Below are 14811 nucleotides of genomic sequence, written 5' to 3'. Positions count from 1 at the left end.
TGGGTAGGACAGACCTGATGACCACCACCCTGCGGCCCGGCGGGCCGCTTCAGCAGGCCTCCGACGGCACCCGGTCACGCTCCTACGACGTGTGTGTGAACAGCCGCCGTGTGGGAAGGGTCGACCTCGGCACCATGCCCGGATTCGGGCCGGTGATCGGTGTGATCCGCTCGCTGAGCATCGACGAGGCCGACCGGGGGCGCGGGCGTGGCACGGTCGCGGCGCTCGCCGCGGAGGAGGTGTTGCGCGGCTGGGGCTGCCGTCAGATCCAGGTCTCCGTCCCGGCCGACGCCACCGTCGCCCTCCGCATGGCACGGGCCCTCGGCTACACCGAGCGCAGCCGCAACATGGCCAAGGAGCTCCCGGGGCCGGCGCCGGCCCTGCCCGAGGGGGTGGAGATCCGGCCCATGACGGAGGCGGAGTTCCGGGCGTGGGACGCCACGGCCCACGTGACCTTCACCCGCAACTGGGTCGAGCAGGGCGTACCGGAGGCCGCGGCCAGGGCGAAGGCGGAGGCGAGCCGCCGGGAGAACCTGCCGGACGGGCTCGCCACCGAGGGCGCCGCGTTCCACGTGGCGGTGCGCGACGGCGTGGCCGCCGGCCACCTGTGGACCGGACGGCGCGAGCTGGTCCCCGGCGAACAGGCGGCGTACGTGTACGACATCGAGGTCGCCGAGACGCAGCGGGGCGGGGGGTACGGCCGGGCGCTGATGCTCTTCGCGGAGCGGATCGCCCACGAGTGGGGGACGGCCCGGATCGGGCTCCACGTCTTCGCGGGCAACACCCCGGCCCTCCGGCTGTACGAGTCCCTCGGCTACGGGACGACCCACATCAACAGCTTCAAGCCGCTGCTCTAGGACTGGGCGAGCAGCCGGTCGGCGATCTCCTCGACGCGCTCGCGCAACCCTTCGCGGCTCTTGCCACCGTCCAGGCGCTCGCCGCCGATCACATAGGTGGGCGTGCCGGTGACACCGATCGCCTTGCCCTCCGCCTGGTCGGCGTCCACGATCAGCAGGTGGCGGCCGTCGATCAGGGCCGTGTCGAACTCCTCGGCGTCCAGGCCGAGTTCGTCCGCGACCTCCACCAGCAGGGGCTCGCCCCTCGACGCCAGTTCCTCGGTCCTGGCCAGCACCGCCTCCGCGTACGGCCAGCCCTTGCCCTGCGCCACCGCCTCCTCGGCGGCCTGCGCCGCCGCGTAGGCGTGCTTGTGCCTCTCCAGCGGGAAGTGCCGCAGCCGCACCTCCATCCGGTCCCCGTACCGGGCGCGCAGGGCGCGCAGGTCCTCCAGGGCGGCATGGCAGTCGGGGCACTGGAGCTCGCACCAGACGTCCAGGACGACGGGGGCGGCGGTGCGGTCGGTGGTGGAGTCGTTCATGGGGGCAGTCTTTCAGCAGGACCGCCGCGGCCCCAACCCGTACCGGATGCGACCTGGGGAGGAGGGCGGTCCCGGAGATCTCCCGGAGATCGTCCATGAGTCCGCCCCGCGCCATGGCCGCGGCACCGCCACCCGGTGCAGGATGGAAGGGACGTATCGCCCCGCCCCCGCCTGGAGGACCGGATGCTTGCCGAGACCATTTGCTCCGCGGTGTCCGCGGCCGGGCTGGGTATCGCGGCCATCACCGCGTACCGCAGGAAGTTCCTCGCCGCCGCCCGCCTCGCGGCCTACTCGCTCGTGCCCGTCGGGCTGGTGATGACCGGTGCCGTGGAGTGGCTGGCGAGGACCGCCTTCAGCCCCGTGGCCTGGGCCGGTTTCGGGGTGCTCGGGGTGGCGTGGCTGCTGTTCATGATCACCGGGGCCGTCGAGCGGCGCCGCGCCGGGCGCGCGCGGCCTGAGGCGGTCGTGCCGGGTGCCTCCGCGCCCTCGCTCGGGGGCGGCGGGGGTTCGGGCGGCTCCGGCGCCGAGCCGGCCGCGGGACGGTCGGCGCGGAAGCCCGGGGCCGACTCGTCCGCCGACGACTTCAGCGACATCGAGGCCATCCTCAAGAAGCACGGCATCTGACGAGAGTCTGACGAGGACGCGACACCGAGAGGCAACCCGGGGAACGGGCGTCCCTCGTACGAGTGTTGACCGATCACCGGGCCGCCGCGTGCGCCATGATCGGGCCCGAGATGCTGGATACCTCGCGGGAGCGACCCCCCGCCACCGAAGAGCCGCGCGGCTGCCTTTTCGCACTCTCCCAGCCCCCGCTGATGATCTTCCTCGGGGTGATCGGCTGTCTGCTGCTGATGGCGGCCGTCCACGATCTGTTCCTGCTGTGAGCCGACGTGGGAGCCCCCGCGCCGCGGGCGGTCGGGGCGGCTCAGCCCGCCGTCGACTCCGCGGCCTCCTTGCGGCGCGCCCGGTACGCCGCCACGTGCAGGCGGTTCCCGCAGGTGCGGCTGTCGCAGTAGCGGCGCGAGCGGTTCCGTGACAGGTCGACGAAGGCGCGCCCGCAGTCCGGCGCCTCGCAGCGGCGCAGCCGTTCCCGCTCGCCCGCCACCACGATGAAGGCGAGCGCCATGCCGCAGTCGGCGGCCAGGTGGTCGGCGACCGACGCGCCCGGCGCGAAGTAGTGCACGTGCCAGTCGTAGCCGTCGTGGTCGGTGAGCTGCGGTGTGGTGCCGGCGGCGGCCACCAGCCGGTTGATCGACTCGGCGGCGGTACGGGCGTCCGGCGCCGCGAACACCTCGGCGAACCGTTTCCGTACGTTCAGTACCGCCTTCAGGTCCTGCTCGCCCAGCTCGCCCACGCCGCTGACGTCGTGGCTTCGTACGAACGCGTACAGCGCCGCGATGTCCCCGAGCTCCTCGCCGCGCCCGGCCTCCGGCGCGGTGTTCATCAGATCGACGACGGTGTCGAGGGCGATCCGGGTGTCGTGGGGGATCAGCACGAATTCGCTCCCTGGGCTGCTGCCGCGGGCGGGCGCCCGCCGAATGTGCGCCGACTCTAGCGGCTCGCCCTCGCCGTGCCGGGTTCGTGCCGGGTTCATGCCGGGTTCGTGCCGGATTTGCGACGGAAGGGGCGGCCGGCCCGCGGCAGCGCCGTCACCGCGGTGGTGTCCGCGGTGACGGCGCAGGTGTTCGCCCCAGGGCCCCACAGCGGGCCGTGGGGGGTGGCCGCGCGGCGCCGTCGCCCCGAGTCGGACGGCGCCGTGCGGTTCTCGGTCCGGCGCGGCGGCTAGCTTTCGGCCAGGATGTGCGAGAGCTCCGTGTCGAGATCGAAGTGACGGTGTTCGGTGCCGGGTGGCACCGCGGCGTCGGTCCGCTTCAGGAACGACTCCAGGGCCCTCGCCGGGGCCTCGAGCAGGGCTTCGCCCTCCGGGGAGCTCAGCGCGATGCAGACGACGCCCTGACCGTGGCTGCGAGACGGCCAGACTCTGACGTCGCCGGTGCCGGTGGGGCGGTGCAGCCCCTCGGCGAGAAGGTCGCGGGCGAACACCCACTCGACCGTCTCCTCGGCTCCGGTGTGGAAGGTGGCGTGCACGGCATAGGGATCGGCCGTGTCATACCGCAGGCCCGCCGGTACAGGCAGTGAGGACTCGCTCGATACAACGAGGCGCAGGTGCAGCTCGCAGCTGACCGTGGTGTTCATAAGCGCCAGGGCCTTTCGCTCAGTGTGCGCTCGGGGATTCGCACGTCGGCGAAATCGACATGCCACCTACGGTGCCGTTGTAAACCCCTCTGTCTGTTTTGTGGTTGTTGAGGTACCTCGTTTGGCGGTGCGTTACCGGTGGTTATACGGCCATTCCGGTGACGCGTTCCGGTCGGGTAGGTTGGGTCTCATGAATGCGGAGAGTGACGAGCGGGGGAAAGTCGCCGAGCCGGTGAACCCGAGCCCCGCCACGGGGGACGTGACGGAGCGCGCGACGGCCGAACCGGGGGCCGAACCGGAGCTCGGGTCGCGCGCTCCCGATTTCATCAAGGCGCGGCGCACACTGCACCTCAGCTGGCAGGTCGGCGTGTTCATCGTCGGCCTCGCCGTGGTCGGGACAGGCGTGGTCATGCTGCCGCTGCCCGGCCCGGGCTGGCTGGTGATCTTCGCCGGCATGGCCATTTGGGCCACCGAGTTCGTCTGGGCGCAGCTCGTCCTGCGCTGGACGAAGCGGAAGGTGACCGAGGCGGCGCAGCGCGCTCTCGATCCGAAGGTGCGCAGGCGCAACATCATCCTCACCACAGTGGGTCTGGTGATCGTCGCGGTGCTCGTCGGCATCTATGTGTGGAAGTACGGGATCGTCATGCCGTGGAAGATCGCCCGGTGACGAAAGCCGGCCTCAACGCCCGGCCGGCCCGGTCGGGGGGACCCGCTGACATGCGGTAATGTTTGCGGTGCGCCCGGGCGATTAGCTCAGTGGGAGAGCGCTTCGTTCACACCGAAGAGGTCACTGGTTCGAACCCAGTATCGCCCACCACCCGGACCGAAGGCCCGGAGACCGAAACGGTCTCCGGGCCTTCGGCGTCCTCGCCCCGCCGCTCAGCGCATCCGGCCCACGGAGTCCCGCAGGCGCCGCGCGTCCCGCAGCCGCTGCTCGTACGTCGCCCCCAGGGCGAGCAGCAGCAGGCCCGCCAGAGCCGGCGGCAGCCAGCGGGGCAGTACGCCGACGACCTGGACGACGTACGGCGCCAGCTCGTGCAGCCCCACCAGCCCCAGCGCCGCACCGCCCAGCACCAGCGGCGCCTGCAGCCGCAGCCGCGCCCCCGCCACGGTGACCGCCAGCGCCGCCGCCCCGAGCAGCAGCGGACGCGGCCAGTCCTGGTCGCCCCACGCCGCGGCCAGGCTCGGCACCAGAGTCGCGCCGAGGCCCGGGCCGTACGCCGTCCACGACGACACCTCCGGGTCGCGCCGCCCGCGCACCACGCCCACCACCAGCGCGGGCACCGTCACCGGCAGCGTGTACGCCTCCGGAACGGCCACCCCGGAGGCGGCCAGCCGCACCCAGGTCGCCGCCACGAAGAGCGCCGCGGCCGCGTACCCGGCGACGGGGCGCCGCTCGGGGCGCACGGCCGTGGCCGCCGCGACGACGCCGCACAGAGCCAGTACCAGAGCCAGGTGCGCGGGGTGTGCCGCCGCGAGCCCCACCGCCACGAGCGCGGCAGCCCCACCGGCGACCTCGACCGGCAGCGCCACCGGGTGCCGCCGCAGCCGGGCTCCCACCGAGGCGGTCGCCACCGGCACGGCGAGCAGCGCGAGCGCGGCACCCGGCGCGGACAGCCCGGTCAGGTCGGCGGCCGCGCCCACGAAGCCGGTCGCCGCGACGACCGCGACGACCGCGACGCACGCCGCAACCGTGCGCGACGCCCGCGCCGGCGTCCGGGCCACGAGCGCGGCGCCCGCGAACAGCGCGGTGAGCACGCCCAGGACCACCAGCGTCGCCACCCCGCCGGCACGGGCGGCCCACGCGACGCTCCCCGCCGAGACCAGGGCGCAGGCCAGCGCGGCGGCCCCCAGCACCTCCCCGGCCTCCGCCCGGGAGGGCAGCCGCCACGTCAGCGGGGCCGGGCGCACCGCGACCGCCAGCAGCGCCCCGGTCAGCACCAGCTGGACCGCCGACGTCACCGCGTACGGCAGGGACAGCGCCGCCCCGCAGGACACCGCCGCCGCCCACGCCAGGGCCGGCACCCCGCCCCGTGCCACCGTGGACCGGGGCACCGCCAGGGTCGCCGCCACCGTCAGCAGCACCACCGGGGTCGGCCACTCCACCCCGTGGCCCGGCCGCGCCAGCTCCACCACCAGCGGGGGCACCGCCCATGCCACCGACAGCCCCTGCACCGCCGCCGACGCGCCCAGCAGCCCCCACCGCACACCGCGCGGCACCGCCCCGCCGCGTACGGCCACCGCCGCCACGACCACCGCGCTCAGCAGATACCCCGGCACCGTCCACCCCTGCGGCAGCGCCTCCCGCAGCAACCCGCCCGCGCCCGCCACCGCGGCCAGACCGGCCACCGCACCGCACGCCGCCGCCATGGCCAGGGCCGGGGCACGCCACGCCGCCCACAGCGCCAGGCCCGCCGCGGCCGACAGCAGCACGGCCGGGCCGGCGCCGCCCTCCACCACCGACAGCCCGCCCCCCGCCAGTACCGCCCAGGCACCCGTCACCCACGCCCCGACGCAGGCCACCCTCCGCACCGCCACCGACGGCCGCGCCCACATCGCCAACGCCGCGTCCGCACCGGCCGTCACCAGCACCGCCCACGCCGACCCCAGCGCACCCGCGTCGACCGCCAACGCGCCCAGGAGCAGCGGCAGCTGACCGGCCACCACCGCCACCGGCAGCGGAACGCGCAGCCGGTCGCCGACCCCCAGGCCGTACACTGCCCACAGCGCGGCCAGGGCACCCGACGCGACCGCCGCGTACCCCACACCGTCGGTCTCCGGCAGTACCGCGCGATGCAGCGCGTAGGCGTCCAGCACCATCAGCACCAGACCCACCGACGCCACCGACTCGGCCGTCGACACCAGCCCCCGCCGCAGCAGCGCGACGGGCGCCGCCAGCGTCCCGGCCGTCACGGCACCGAGCACCGCCGCACGGCCACCGATACCCAGATGACCCCAGCTGACCAGTGTGAACGCCACCGCGGCCACCGCCAGCAGCAGGCCGCCGAGCGTCAGCAGGACGTTCTGGGCGCTGCGGGGTGTGGCCTCCACGGGCGACTTGCGGGCGAACGGGGCCGGAGCGGACGGGACCGGCGGGTGCAGCACACCCAGCAGCCAAGCCCTGCGGGCCAGCAACTGCGTGCGTCGCGCGTCGAGTTGAGCCAGCTCGCGCTCAAGGAGCGCCAGCTCCTGAGCGGGTGGCGGAACGTTGTTCATACGGTGGAGTGTGGCCGTCACCACACCGCCCGGCATGGGCGCGGGTACTCAGATCCGGTGTGAGTACGCGCGTACGGCGCAGACTCGAACCATGAACTGGTGCCACTACCGCTTCCGCAGCGTCTGGAAACTGCCCGCCCCGCCGGACACCGTCTACGCGGCCCTCGCGGAGCCCGACACGTACCCGCGCTGGTGGCCGCAGGTGCGCCGGGCCGTCCGCCTCGACCAGCACCGCGGCGTCGCCCGTCTGCGCTCCTTCCTCCCGTACGACATCCTCGTCACCGTCACCGAAGGCCGCAGCGACCCGCACGCGCGCGTGCTGGAGGCCGCGCTCGACGGCGACCTCGAAGGCTGGCTGCGCTGGACCGTCACCGCGGACGGGGTGGACGGCGCCCGCGCGCGGTACGACCAGGAGGTGGAGGTCCGGCAACCCCTGATGCGGGGGCTCGCCCTCCCCGGCCGGCCCTTCTTCGTCGCCAACCACGCGCTGATGATGCGTGCCGGACGCCGCGGACTGGCCGCGCACCTGCGGGGGGCGTGAGGAAGCGGTTTGAAGGAAAGGCGCCCGGACCTGTATGGTTCAGTGCGTTCCCGGGCGATTAGCTCAGTGGGAGAGCGCTTCGTTCACACCGAAGAGGTCACTGGTTCGAACCCAGTATCGCCCACCGGGAAAGGCCGGTCCGTCACGCGCGGACCGGCCTTCGCGCATGTCGGAGGCGTGTCGGCCGCGGGGGCCTCAGGCCGCAGCCGCCGGCACCTCGGGACGCAGCGGCCACGCCGGGTCCACCGCATCCTCGGAACCGTTGCGCGCGAACCACGCCTGCAGACCGCGCGCCTGCGCCGCGTGCCACACCGCCTGCAACGAGTGCAGCTCCGCCGGGGACAGCCGGTCCAGCCGCGCTGCGAACCGCTGCCCCAGCACCCGTACGACCTCCAGCGCCGCCGTCGCGTCCGCCGCCGCGTCGTGCGCGCCCTCCAGTGTCACCTCGTAGTGCGCGCACAGATCCGTCAGCGTGCGCCGGCCCTTGCGGTACCGGTCCAGATGCTTGTCCAGCACCCGCGGATCCAGCACCGACATGGGCACGTTCTCCAGGTAGCGGAAGAGCGACGAGGCGCGGTGGCGGCGCAACTCCCGGTCCAGCAGCGTCAGGTCGAACGGCGCGTTCATCACCACCAGGGGGCGCCCCGCCGCCGCGTGCTCCGCGAGCGCGCGGCCTATCTCCTCCATCACGGGCGCCGGCCAGCGGCCGTTGCGCTGGAGGTGATCGTCCGTCAGGCCGTGCACCTCGGTCGCCGCACGCGGCACCGGTATGCCCGGATTCACCAGCCAGCGGGTGGCCCGGACGCGCCCGCCCGCCCTGTCCTGGACGACGACGGCGGCCGACACGATCCGGTCCCGTTCGACGTCAACTCCCGTGGTCTCGGTATCGAATGCGGCCAGGGGCCCCTCATACCACAGCGTCATAGCCCGAACTCCTCGCCCGTACCGGGCAGATGGCGTGGTCCCCCTGCCCGAATCGGTGATACCCGCGCCGTTTGCACCGTACGCAGGTCGGTGACAACACAGGTGAGGAGCGACCCATCTGACGCTCCGTGGACAGCACACCGGAAGGCACGAAGAGCCATGGCGCTCACGCAGCCCGAACCCGGGGGGCTGCTTCCCCAGCAGATCGCACCGCTGCGGGGCGCACTCGCCACCACCGCCTGCATGGAGACGCTCCAGGTGGGCTACCTCCACGCGGTCGCGGCAGCCGCCGGCTGCTCGCTCTCCCAGCCGTTTCCGGACAACGGCATCGACTGGCACGTCAGCCACAGCGCCCCCGGGCACGCGGTGGACGACGAAGTCACGATCAAGGTGCAGCTCAAAGCCACGTACCAGATCTCGCCCCACCCCGCGGGGCCCGCGTTCTCCTTCACCCTGGACAACGACCACCTGGTGAAGCTCGCGCGCACCCCCGTCTCCGTGCACAAGATCCTGGTCGTGATGATCGTGCCCCGGGTCCGGGAGGAGTGGCTGCGCGCCGACCACGACGGGCTCGACCTGCGGCACTGCTGCTACTGGACCAATCTCGCGGGCCATCCGGTCACCGGACGGCGCCGCACCACCGTGCGCGTCCCCACGACGCGGATCTTCGACGACCGGGCGCTCTGCGAGATCATGACCCGGGTCGGGGCGGGAGGAACCCCCTGATGCACCGGCCGACCGACGAGCCGCCGATGCGGCCGCATCCCCTTCCCCTGGGCGAGGCTCCGGGCCCCCGGGACGTCCCAGCCCCTGTGTCGTCCGCCCCCTTGTCGTCCGTACCTTCGTCGTACGGCGGCGGGAGCGACGGCCACGGCCCCCACGGCCCCGGAGGGTACGGCTCCGCGACCGCCGACCCCGCCGTCGTCGACCCCTCGGCCGTCGATCCGCTCGTGCTGGCCGCGCTGCTCGGACGGCACGGCTGGCGGCGGCGCGGCGGCGCGGCCGGGCGGTACAGCCGCTGGACGCCGCCCGGGCCCGGCACCGTCCCCCTCAGCCTGCTCGTGCCCGAGAGCCGCGCCTTCCCCGACTGCGAGGACCTGCTCGGCGAAGCGCTCACCGCACTCGCCCGCTGCCCCGCGCCCTTCGCGCGTGAGGTGCTGGTCGGCCTCACCGTGCCGAGCGACGAGGTCCGCTGGTTCCGCGACGTGCCGCCGGGACCCTCCGGCACCGCCTCCTGGACCGCGCAGGAACAACTGCGCTCCGCCGCCCGGCAGCTCCTCCTCGCCGGCGCCCTCGGGGTCCGCGGCCGCGCCGGCTACCACGGCGCCCGCCACCGGCGCCAGGCCCAGGCCATGGTGGAGGGCGTCCTCGTGGCCGCCGCGCCGGGCGGACAGGGGCTCACCGCCTTCGTCCCCGTCGAACCGGGGCGGAAGGTCACCGAACGGCTCTACCGCGCGCTGTACGCCGCCCGGGAGGCCGTCGACTACCAGCGGGCCACGGGCGGGCACGAGGCCTTCGACGCCGCCGTCGAGGCGGGTGTCAGCCGCGAACTGACCGAGGCGCTCATCGCGCTCGTACGCGGCGCCGAGGGCGCCCGGATCGCCCTTGAGTGGGCGCCCGCCGCCGGCGTACCGGACGGCTGTGCCGCCCGGCCCGAGCCCGTCGAGTTCTCGCCCGGTGACCTGCCGGCGCTGCGCGAGGCCGGCGCCCGCTACCTGAGGGACGAGCCGTCCGTGCCCGTCCGCATCACCGGCGCGGTCGTACGGATGCGCCGGTCGGCGGCGCGCGGCGACGGAACCGTACGGCTGCGGGTCCTGGCCGGGGCGGAGGTGCCGCACGTACGGGTGGCGCTGGACGAGGAGGCGTACCGCACCGCCGGCCGGGCCCACCTGCTGGGCCTGCCGATCAGGGTCGCGGGGCGCCTGGAGAGCCGGGGCGGCTTCCGCCGGCTGACCGACGCCTCCGGGGTCGTCCCCGTGCACGTCGACGAGGCGGAACGGGACCGGCTGATGAAGTCCCTCCAGGAGAACCTGGGCTTCTTCGGGGAGGCGGGCGGGCCGGGCGACTGACAGAGGGGAGGCGGAAACCGTTTCGCGGGCCGGGCGGGCGGCTCGGTACCATGCGGTACGGCGTGCGCGATACAAACGCGACGCTTCCCCTTCAGTCAGGAGAGACCGGTGTCAGACGTCCGTGTGATCATCCAACGCGATTCCGAGCGGGAAGAGCGCGTGGTGACGACGGGCACTACCGCCGCCGACCTCTTCGCCGGTGAGCGCACCGTCGTGGCCGCCCGGATCGCGGGCGAGCTGAAGGACCTCGCGTACGAGATCAAGGACGGCGAGACCGTCGAGCCGGTCGGGATCTCCTCCGAGGACGGCCTGAACATCCTGCGCCACTCCACCGCGCACGTCATGGCGCAGGCCGTGCAGGAGCTCTTCCCCGAGGCCAAGCTGGGCATCGGTCCGCCGGTCAAGGACGGCTTCTACTACGACTTCGACGTCGACGAGCCGTTCACCCCCGAGGACCTCAAGCGCATCGAGAAGAAGATGCAGGAGATCCAGAAGCGCGGGCAGCGGTTCTCGCGCCGGGTCACCTCCGACGAGGCCGCGCGCGAGGAGCTGGCGAACGAGCCGTACAAGCTGGAGCTCATCGGCCTCAAGGGCAACGCCGCGCAGGCCGCCGAGGGCGCCGACGCCGAGGTGGGCGGCGGCGAGCTGACCATCTACGACAACCTCGACGCCAAGACCGGCGAGCTGTGCTGGAAGGACCTCTGCCGGGGCCCGCACCTGCCCACCACCCGCAACATCCCGGCGTTCAAGCTGATGCGTTCCGCCGCCGCCTACTGGCGCGGCAGCGAGAAGAACCCGCAGCTCCAGCGCATCTACGGCACCGCCTGGCCGTCCAAGGACGAGCTGAAGGCGTACCTGGACTTCCTCGTCGAGGCCGAGAAGCGCGACCACCGCAAGCTGGGCACCGAGCTCGACCTGTTCTCCATCCCCGAGGAGCTGGGCTCCGGCCTCGCGGTCTTCCACCCCAAGGGCGGCATCGTCCGCCGCGAGATGGAGACCTACTCGCGCAAGCGCCACGAGGACGCCGACTACGAGTTCGTCAACACCCCGCACATCTCGAAGGAGCAGCTCTTCGAGACCTCCGGGCACCTGCCGAACTACGCGGACGGGATGTTCCCGCCGCTGGAGTTCGACGGGCAGAACTACCGCCTCAAGGCGATGAACTGCCCCATGCACAACCTGATCTTCCGCGCCCGCGGCCGGTCCTACCGCGAGCTGCCCCTGCGGCTCTTCGAGTTCGGCACGGTCTACCGGTACGAGAAGTCCGGCGTCGTGCACGGCCTGACCCGCGCCCGCGGCTTCACCCAGGACGACTCGCACATCTACTGCACCAAGGAGCAGATGCCGCAGGAGCTCGACTCGCTCCTCACCTTCGTCCTGGACCTGCTGCGCGACTACGGCCTGACCGACTTCGAGCTGGAGCTGTCCACCCGCGACCCCGAGTCCGACAAGTTCATCGGCGAGGACGACGAGTGGGAGGAGGCCACCGAGGCGCTGCGCCAGGCCGCCGAGAAGCAGGGCCTGCCGCTGGTCCCGGACCCGGGCGGCGCCGCGTACTACGGCCCGAAGATCTCCGTACAGGCCAAGGACGCCATCGGCCGTTCCTGGCAGATGTCGACCATCCAGGTCGACTTCCAGCAGCCGAAGCGCTTCAACCTGGAGTACACCGCCGCCGACGGCTCCAAGCAGCGTCCGGTCATGATCCACCGCGCGCTGTTCGGCTCGATCGAGCGCTTCTTCGCGGTGCTCCTGGAGCACTACGCGGGCGCCTTCCCGGCGTGGTTGGCCCCGGTGCAGGCCGTCGGCATCCCGGTCGGCGACGCGCACGTGACCTACCTGGAGGAGTTCGCCGCCGAGGCGAAGAAGAAGGGCCTGCGGGTCGAGGTCGACGGCTCCTCGGACCGGATGCAGAAGAAGATCCGGAACGCGCAGAAGCAGAAGGTGCCGTTCATGATCATCGTCGGTGACGACGACATGAACGCCGGCACGGTGTCGTTCCGCTACCGGGACGGATCGCAGGAGAACGGCATCCCGAAGGACGAGGCCATCGCCAAGATTGTCGACGTGGTGGAGCGCCGGGCGCAGGTGTGATCCGGGCCTGACCGGAGGCCGAGGGGCGGTTCCAGCCGGGGCCGCCCCTCGCCGCGTCCCGTGTCACCCGCAGCGAATATGCTGGCCCGCATGACGACTGAGCCGGAGCAGCAGATCGGAGTCGGGACGCCTGACGCGTTCCAGCGACTGTGGACGCCCCACCGGATGGCGTACATCCAGGGGGAGAACAAGCCGACCGGCCCGGGGGCCGACGACGGCTGTCCGTTCTGCACGATCCCGGCGAAGTCGGACGAGGACGGCCTGATCATCGCCCGGGGCGAGAAGGTCTACGCGGTGCTCAACCTCTACCCGTACAACGGCGGGCACCTGATGGTCGTCCCCTTCCGGCACGTCGCCGACTACACGGAGCTGGACGACGCCGAGACCGCCGAGCTGGCGCTGCTCACCAAGCAGGCGATGGCCGCGCTGCGCACCGCGTCCGGAGCGCACGGGTTCAACATCGGCATGAACCAGGGCGCGTCCGCCGGCGCGGGGATCGCCGCCCACCTGCATCAGCACATCGTGCCGCGCTGGGGCGGTGACACCAACTTCATGCCCGTCGTCGGACACACCAAGGTGCTGCCGCAACTCCTCGCCGACACCCGGAAGATGCTGGCCGACGCCTGGCCCGGGTCGCGCGCCTGATCACGCGTCGTACACGTCGGCCTTCTTCGGCGCCGAGTCCTGGACCAACCCGCTGATCACCATCGAGCGGTTGGTGAAGCGCTCCGTGTCCACACCGTGGTCCTGAAGCATTTTGATGGTCGCGGAGTGCACCGCCCGCAGCACGGGCGTCGCCGCGCGGATGGCGTCATCGGCCATGAAGCGGTGACGCCAGGGCTGAGCGGCCCAGGCGTGCCGCAGGCCGAAGGGCTCGGGCAGGACCAGCTTGCCGCCGAGGAAGTCGAGCACCGGCGGGAACCAGGTGAGGGGTGCGCGGACGGCGAGGCGGACGACCTCGTCGTTCCCGACCAGCGGGAGCATGATCTCCTTGGTCTCCCAGAACCGGATGGTCTTGGAGACCTCCCTCTTCTTGGGCTCCGGCTTGGTGGTGAAGAGGGAGTGGACCGGCCCGAGGGCGTGACCCGTGACCTCGATACGGAGCGTGTGCAGGAGCGCCGTGACGGTGACCATCATGGTGAGGACCAGCTGGCCGTCCCAGAGGACGAACTGCACGCCCAGGTAGTGCCGGTTGCCCTTGCCGAACTGGTTCTCGTTGCAGACGCGCTGTATCTCATGCGGCTTGACCTGGAAGGCGACGACGTTCTCGCCCTCCGGCCTGGCGACCTCCTTGGCGCCCTCGCCGACGGGGGAGACGATCCAGTGACTGACGGACGGGGTCGGGAAGCCGGTTTTGAGGCTGCCCCGCTCCAGCAGTTTGAGCTGGTCGTGGATGGGGCGGATGACGTCCCAGGTGCGGAAGGCGTGGATCTCCCTGCCGTTCCGGGGGATCAGCTCCTCGGCGAGGTGCCAGCTGCCCCAGCGGGTGCCCATGCCGAGTATGCCCTTGGGCCCGGCGTAGAAGACGACGTTGGAGCGCTGTTCGGCGGTGAGCTTCTCCAGGGACTGGCGCAGCGCTTCGGCGGCGGCCTCGTTGGGGTCGTGCGGCACGGCCTCGGGGATCTTGGGGCCGATGCCGCCTCCGCCGCTCAGCAGGGAGTCCCAGCGGGCGCGCAGGTCCTTGGCGGTGGATTCGCAGACCCGCTTGGCGAGGAACCAGCCGACGACCGGCGCGACGACCATGGCGCGCAGATAGATCGCCACGAGGCCCGTGAAGGGCAACTGGATCAGGAAGATCACACCGAGGACGCCGACGGCGGCGAGGAGGGCGGTGCCCAGCGCGCCGGAACGCTTGCCGGAGGAGCCGGCCAGAGTGCGCCGCAGCTGGAAGACGGCCACCCAGACGAGCATGCCGGGCAGGAAGAGCACCCCGAAGACGAGGGTGATGAGGGTCAGGAGCTTGTCGCGCTGCTTGCGGATGCGGGTGGCGGCCAGGCAGTGCTCGACGACCGTCTGCGGCTCGGCACCGAAGGACTGGATGAGGGGCTTGCGGGCGCCGCCGAGCATGCGGACCTGCACGGCGCGGGAGAAGGCTTCGCCGAGGTTCGGTTCGAAGAGCGAGAACTTGCCCTTCGTGACCGTCGACTGGTGCCATTCGTTGTTGGCTTCGAGGATCTTCTCCAGCTTGTCGTCGCGGTAGGCGGCGGAGGCCAGCGCGTGCGTCGCCACCGTCTGTCCGGCCGAGCCCTGGAGCGGGACCTGCGCCCCGGGGCTGAAACTGTCCATTGTCACTGCCGCCGCCCCCATTGCCGCGTCGTACCGCTGCCGCCGGAGCGCGTCCGTCCGCTCCGCGGCCTACCCAGGCCTTCCCAACGACCGCGTCGCGCACACCTGCTGAG

15 protein-coding genes and 2 tRNA genes are annotated in these 14811 nt (G+C 72.6%); 11 read left to right on the top strand and 6 right to left on the bottom strand.

The features are described from left to right. Positions 1-17: 17 nt before the first annotated feature. Entirely contained in the window at positions 18-857 is an 840-nt protein-coding gene (locus tag ABZZ38_RS15565) for a GNAT family N-acetyltransferase (protein WP_356739755.1), read from the top strand. On the opposite strand, the gene ABZZ38_RS15560 is transcribed toward ABZZ38_RS15565, so the two are convergent. After that, entirely contained in the window at positions 854-1375 is a 522-nt protein-coding gene (locus tag ABZZ38_RS15560) for a DsbA family protein (RefSeq protein ID WP_356739753.1), read from the bottom strand. The two genes, ABZZ38_RS15565 and ABZZ38_RS15560, sit on opposite strands and share 4 nt — an antisense overlap. Before the next feature lie 183 nt (positions 1376-1558). Between ABZZ38_RS15560 and ABZZ38_RS15555 the strand changes: the two genes are divergently transcribed. Together ABZZ38_RS15555 and ABZZ38_RS15550 are read left to right on the top strand one after the other, a co-directional pair. Further along, positions 1559-1999, top strand: coding sequence for a hypothetical protein (locus ABZZ38_RS15555; protein ID WP_356739751.1), 441 nt, complete (start codon positions 1559-1561; stop codon positions 1997-1999). 110 nt (positions 2000-2109) lie between these two features. Continuing rightward, positions 2110-2259, top strand: a complete 150-nt coding sequence (locus ABZZ38_RS15550; RefSeq protein WP_356739749.1) for a hypothetical protein — start codon at positions 2110-2112, stop codon at positions 2257-2259. A gap of 41 nt (positions 2260-2300) precedes the next feature. On the opposite strand, the gene ABZZ38_RS15545 is transcribed toward ABZZ38_RS15550, so the two are convergent. Both ABZZ38_RS15545 and ABZZ38_RS15540 read right to left on the bottom strand, forming a co-directional pair. After that, positions 2301-2870, bottom strand: a complete 570-nt coding sequence (locus tag ABZZ38_RS15545) for a CGNR zinc finger domain-containing protein (RefSeq protein WP_356739747.1) — start codon at positions 2868-2870, stop codon at positions 2301-2303. Between the two features lie 287 nt (positions 2871-3157). Beyond that, positions 3158-3571 (bottom strand): SsgA family sporulation/cell division regulator, encoded by a 414-nt coding sequence (locus ABZZ38_RS15540; RefSeq protein ID WP_003959770.1) that lies wholly within the window; start codon positions 3569-3571, stop codon positions 3158-3160. 190 nt (positions 3572-3761) lie between these two features. Here ABZZ38_RS15540 and ABZZ38_RS15535 point away from each other — a divergent pair, with 190 nt between their 5' ends. Then, positions 3762-4238, top strand: coding sequence for a TIGR02611 family protein (locus tag ABZZ38_RS15535; protein ID WP_356739745.1), 477 nt, complete (start codon positions 3762-3764; stop codon positions 4236-4238). A 75-nt stretch (positions 4239-4313) separates the two neighbouring features. Continuing rightward, positions 4314-4388 (top strand) — tRNA-Val (locus ABZZ38_RS15530). A 62-nt stretch (positions 4389-4450) separates the two neighbouring features. Here the strand turns inward: ABZZ38_RS15530 and ABZZ38_RS15525 are convergent. Then, positions 4451-6787, bottom strand: a complete 2337-nt coding sequence (locus tag ABZZ38_RS15525; protein WP_356739743.1) for a hypothetical protein — start codon at positions 6785-6787, stop codon at positions 4451-4453. Between the two features lie 91 nt (positions 6788-6878). On the opposite strand from ABZZ38_RS15525, the gene ABZZ38_RS15520 reads away from it, so the two are divergent. Continuing rightward, entirely contained in the window at positions 6879-7328 is a 450-nt protein-coding gene (locus ABZZ38_RS15520) for an SRPBCC family protein (RefSeq protein WP_356739741.1), read from the top strand. A gap of 52 nt (positions 7329-7380) precedes the next feature. After that, a tRNA-Val gene (locus tag ABZZ38_RS15515) sits at positions 7381-7452 on the top strand. Between the two features lie 71 nt (positions 7453-7523). Here ABZZ38_RS15515 and ABZZ38_RS15510 read toward each other — a convergent pair. Then, positions 7524-8252 carry a 3'-5' exonuclease gene (locus tag ABZZ38_RS15510; RefSeq protein WP_356739739.1) on the bottom strand — a complete coding sequence of 243 codons (729 nt, stop codon included), beginning with the start codon at positions 8250-8252 and terminating at the stop codon, positions 7524-7526. 159 nt (positions 8253-8411) lie between these two features. Here ABZZ38_RS15510 and ABZZ38_RS15505 point away from each other — a divergent pair, with 159 nt between their 5' ends. The 4 genes from ABZZ38_RS15505 (at position 8412) to ABZZ38_RS15490 (ending at position 13057) form a co-directional block, all read left to right on the top strand. Further along, positions 8412-8978 (top strand): DUF4365 domain-containing protein, encoded by a 567-nt coding sequence (locus ABZZ38_RS15505; protein ID WP_356739737.1) that lies wholly within the window; start codon positions 8412-8414, stop codon positions 8976-8978. Then, positions 8978-10321, top strand: coding sequence for a hypothetical protein (locus ABZZ38_RS15500; protein ID WP_356739735.1), 1344 nt, complete (start codon positions 8978-8980; stop codon positions 10319-10321). The genes ABZZ38_RS15505 and ABZZ38_RS15500 overlap by 1 nt, the downstream gene beginning before the upstream one ends. 108 nt (positions 10322-10429) lie before the next feature. Continuing rightward, positions 10430-12412 (top strand): threonine--tRNA ligase, encoded by a 1983-nt coding sequence (gene thrS / locus ABZZ38_RS15495; RefSeq protein ID WP_356739733.1) that lies wholly within the window; start codon positions 10430-10432, stop codon positions 12410-12412. A gap of 78 nt (positions 12413-12490) precedes the next feature. Continuing rightward, positions 12491-13057, top strand: a complete 567-nt coding sequence (locus ABZZ38_RS15490; RefSeq protein WP_356739731.1) for an HIT domain-containing protein — start codon at positions 12491-12493, stop codon at positions 13055-13057. Here ABZZ38_RS15490 and ABZZ38_RS15485 read toward each other — a convergent pair whose 3' ends face one another. After that, entirely contained in the window at positions 13058-14698 is a 1641-nt protein-coding gene (locus tag ABZZ38_RS15485) for a hypothetical protein (protein ID WP_356739860.1), read from the bottom strand. Positions 14699-14811 lie beyond the last annotated feature (113 nt).

The organism is Streptomyces sp. NPDC006368 (assembly GCF_040612535.1).
Classification (GTDB): domain Bacteria; phylum Actinomycetota; class Actinomycetes; order Streptomycetales; family Streptomycetaceae; genus Streptomyces.
The sequence above is the reverse complement of the archived record's forward strand: the minus strand, read 5'-3'. Positions and strand labels throughout refer to the sequence as shown.

Excerpts from the sequence above, each read along its gene's own strand:
- ABZZ38_RS15565 (WP_356739755.1), top strand. The coding sequence starts at position 18 with ATGACCACCACCCTGCGGCCCGGCGGGCCGCTTCAGCAGGCCTCCGAC.
- ABZZ38_RS15560 (WP_356739753.1), bottom strand. The coding sequence starts at position 1,375 with ATGAACGACTCCACCACCGACCGCACCGCCGCCCCCGTCGTCCTGGAC.
- ABZZ38_RS15555 (WP_356739751.1), top strand. The coding sequence starts at position 1,559 with ATGCTTGCCGAGACCATTTGCTCCGCGGTGTCCGCGGCCGGGCTGGGT.
- ABZZ38_RS15550 (WP_356739749.1), top strand. The coding sequence starts at position 2,110 with ATGCTGGATACCTCGCGGGAGCGACCCCCCGCCACCGAAGAGCCGCGC.
- ABZZ38_RS15540 (WP_003959770.1), bottom strand. The coding sequence starts at position 3,571 with ATGAACACCACGGTCAGCTGCGAGCTGCACCTGCGCCTCGTTGTATCG.
- ABZZ38_RS15535 (WP_356739745.1), top strand. The coding sequence starts at position 3,762 with ATGAATGCGGAGAGTGACGAGCGGGGGAAAGTCGCCGAGCCGGTGAAC.
- ABZZ38_RS15525 (WP_356739743.1), bottom strand. The coding sequence starts at position 6,787 with ATGAACAACGTTCCGCCACCCGCTCAGGAGCTGGCGCTCCTTGAGCGC.
- ABZZ38_RS15520 (WP_356739741.1), top strand. The coding sequence starts at position 6,879 with ATGAACTGGTGCCACTACCGCTTCCGCAGCGTCTGGAAACTGCCCGCC.
- ABZZ38_RS15510 (WP_356739739.1), bottom strand. The coding sequence starts at position 8,252 with ATGACGCTGTGGTATGAGGGGCCCCTGGCCGCATTCGATACCGAGACC.
- ABZZ38_RS15505 (WP_356739737.1), top strand. The coding sequence starts at position 8,412 with ATGGCGCTCACGCAGCCCGAACCCGGGGGGCTGCTTCCCCAGCAGATC.
- ABZZ38_RS15500 (WP_356739735.1), top strand. The coding sequence starts at position 8,978 with ATGCACCGGCCGACCGACGAGCCGCCGATGCGGCCGCATCCCCTTCCC.
- ABZZ38_RS15490 (WP_356739731.1), top strand. The coding sequence starts at position 12,491 with ATGCTGGCCCGCATGACGACTGAGCCGGAGCAGCAGATCGGAGTCGGG.
- ABZZ38_RS15485 (WP_356739860.1), bottom strand. The coding sequence starts at position 14,698 with ATGGACAGTTTCAGCCCCGGGGCGCAGGTCCCGCTCCAGGGCTCGGCC.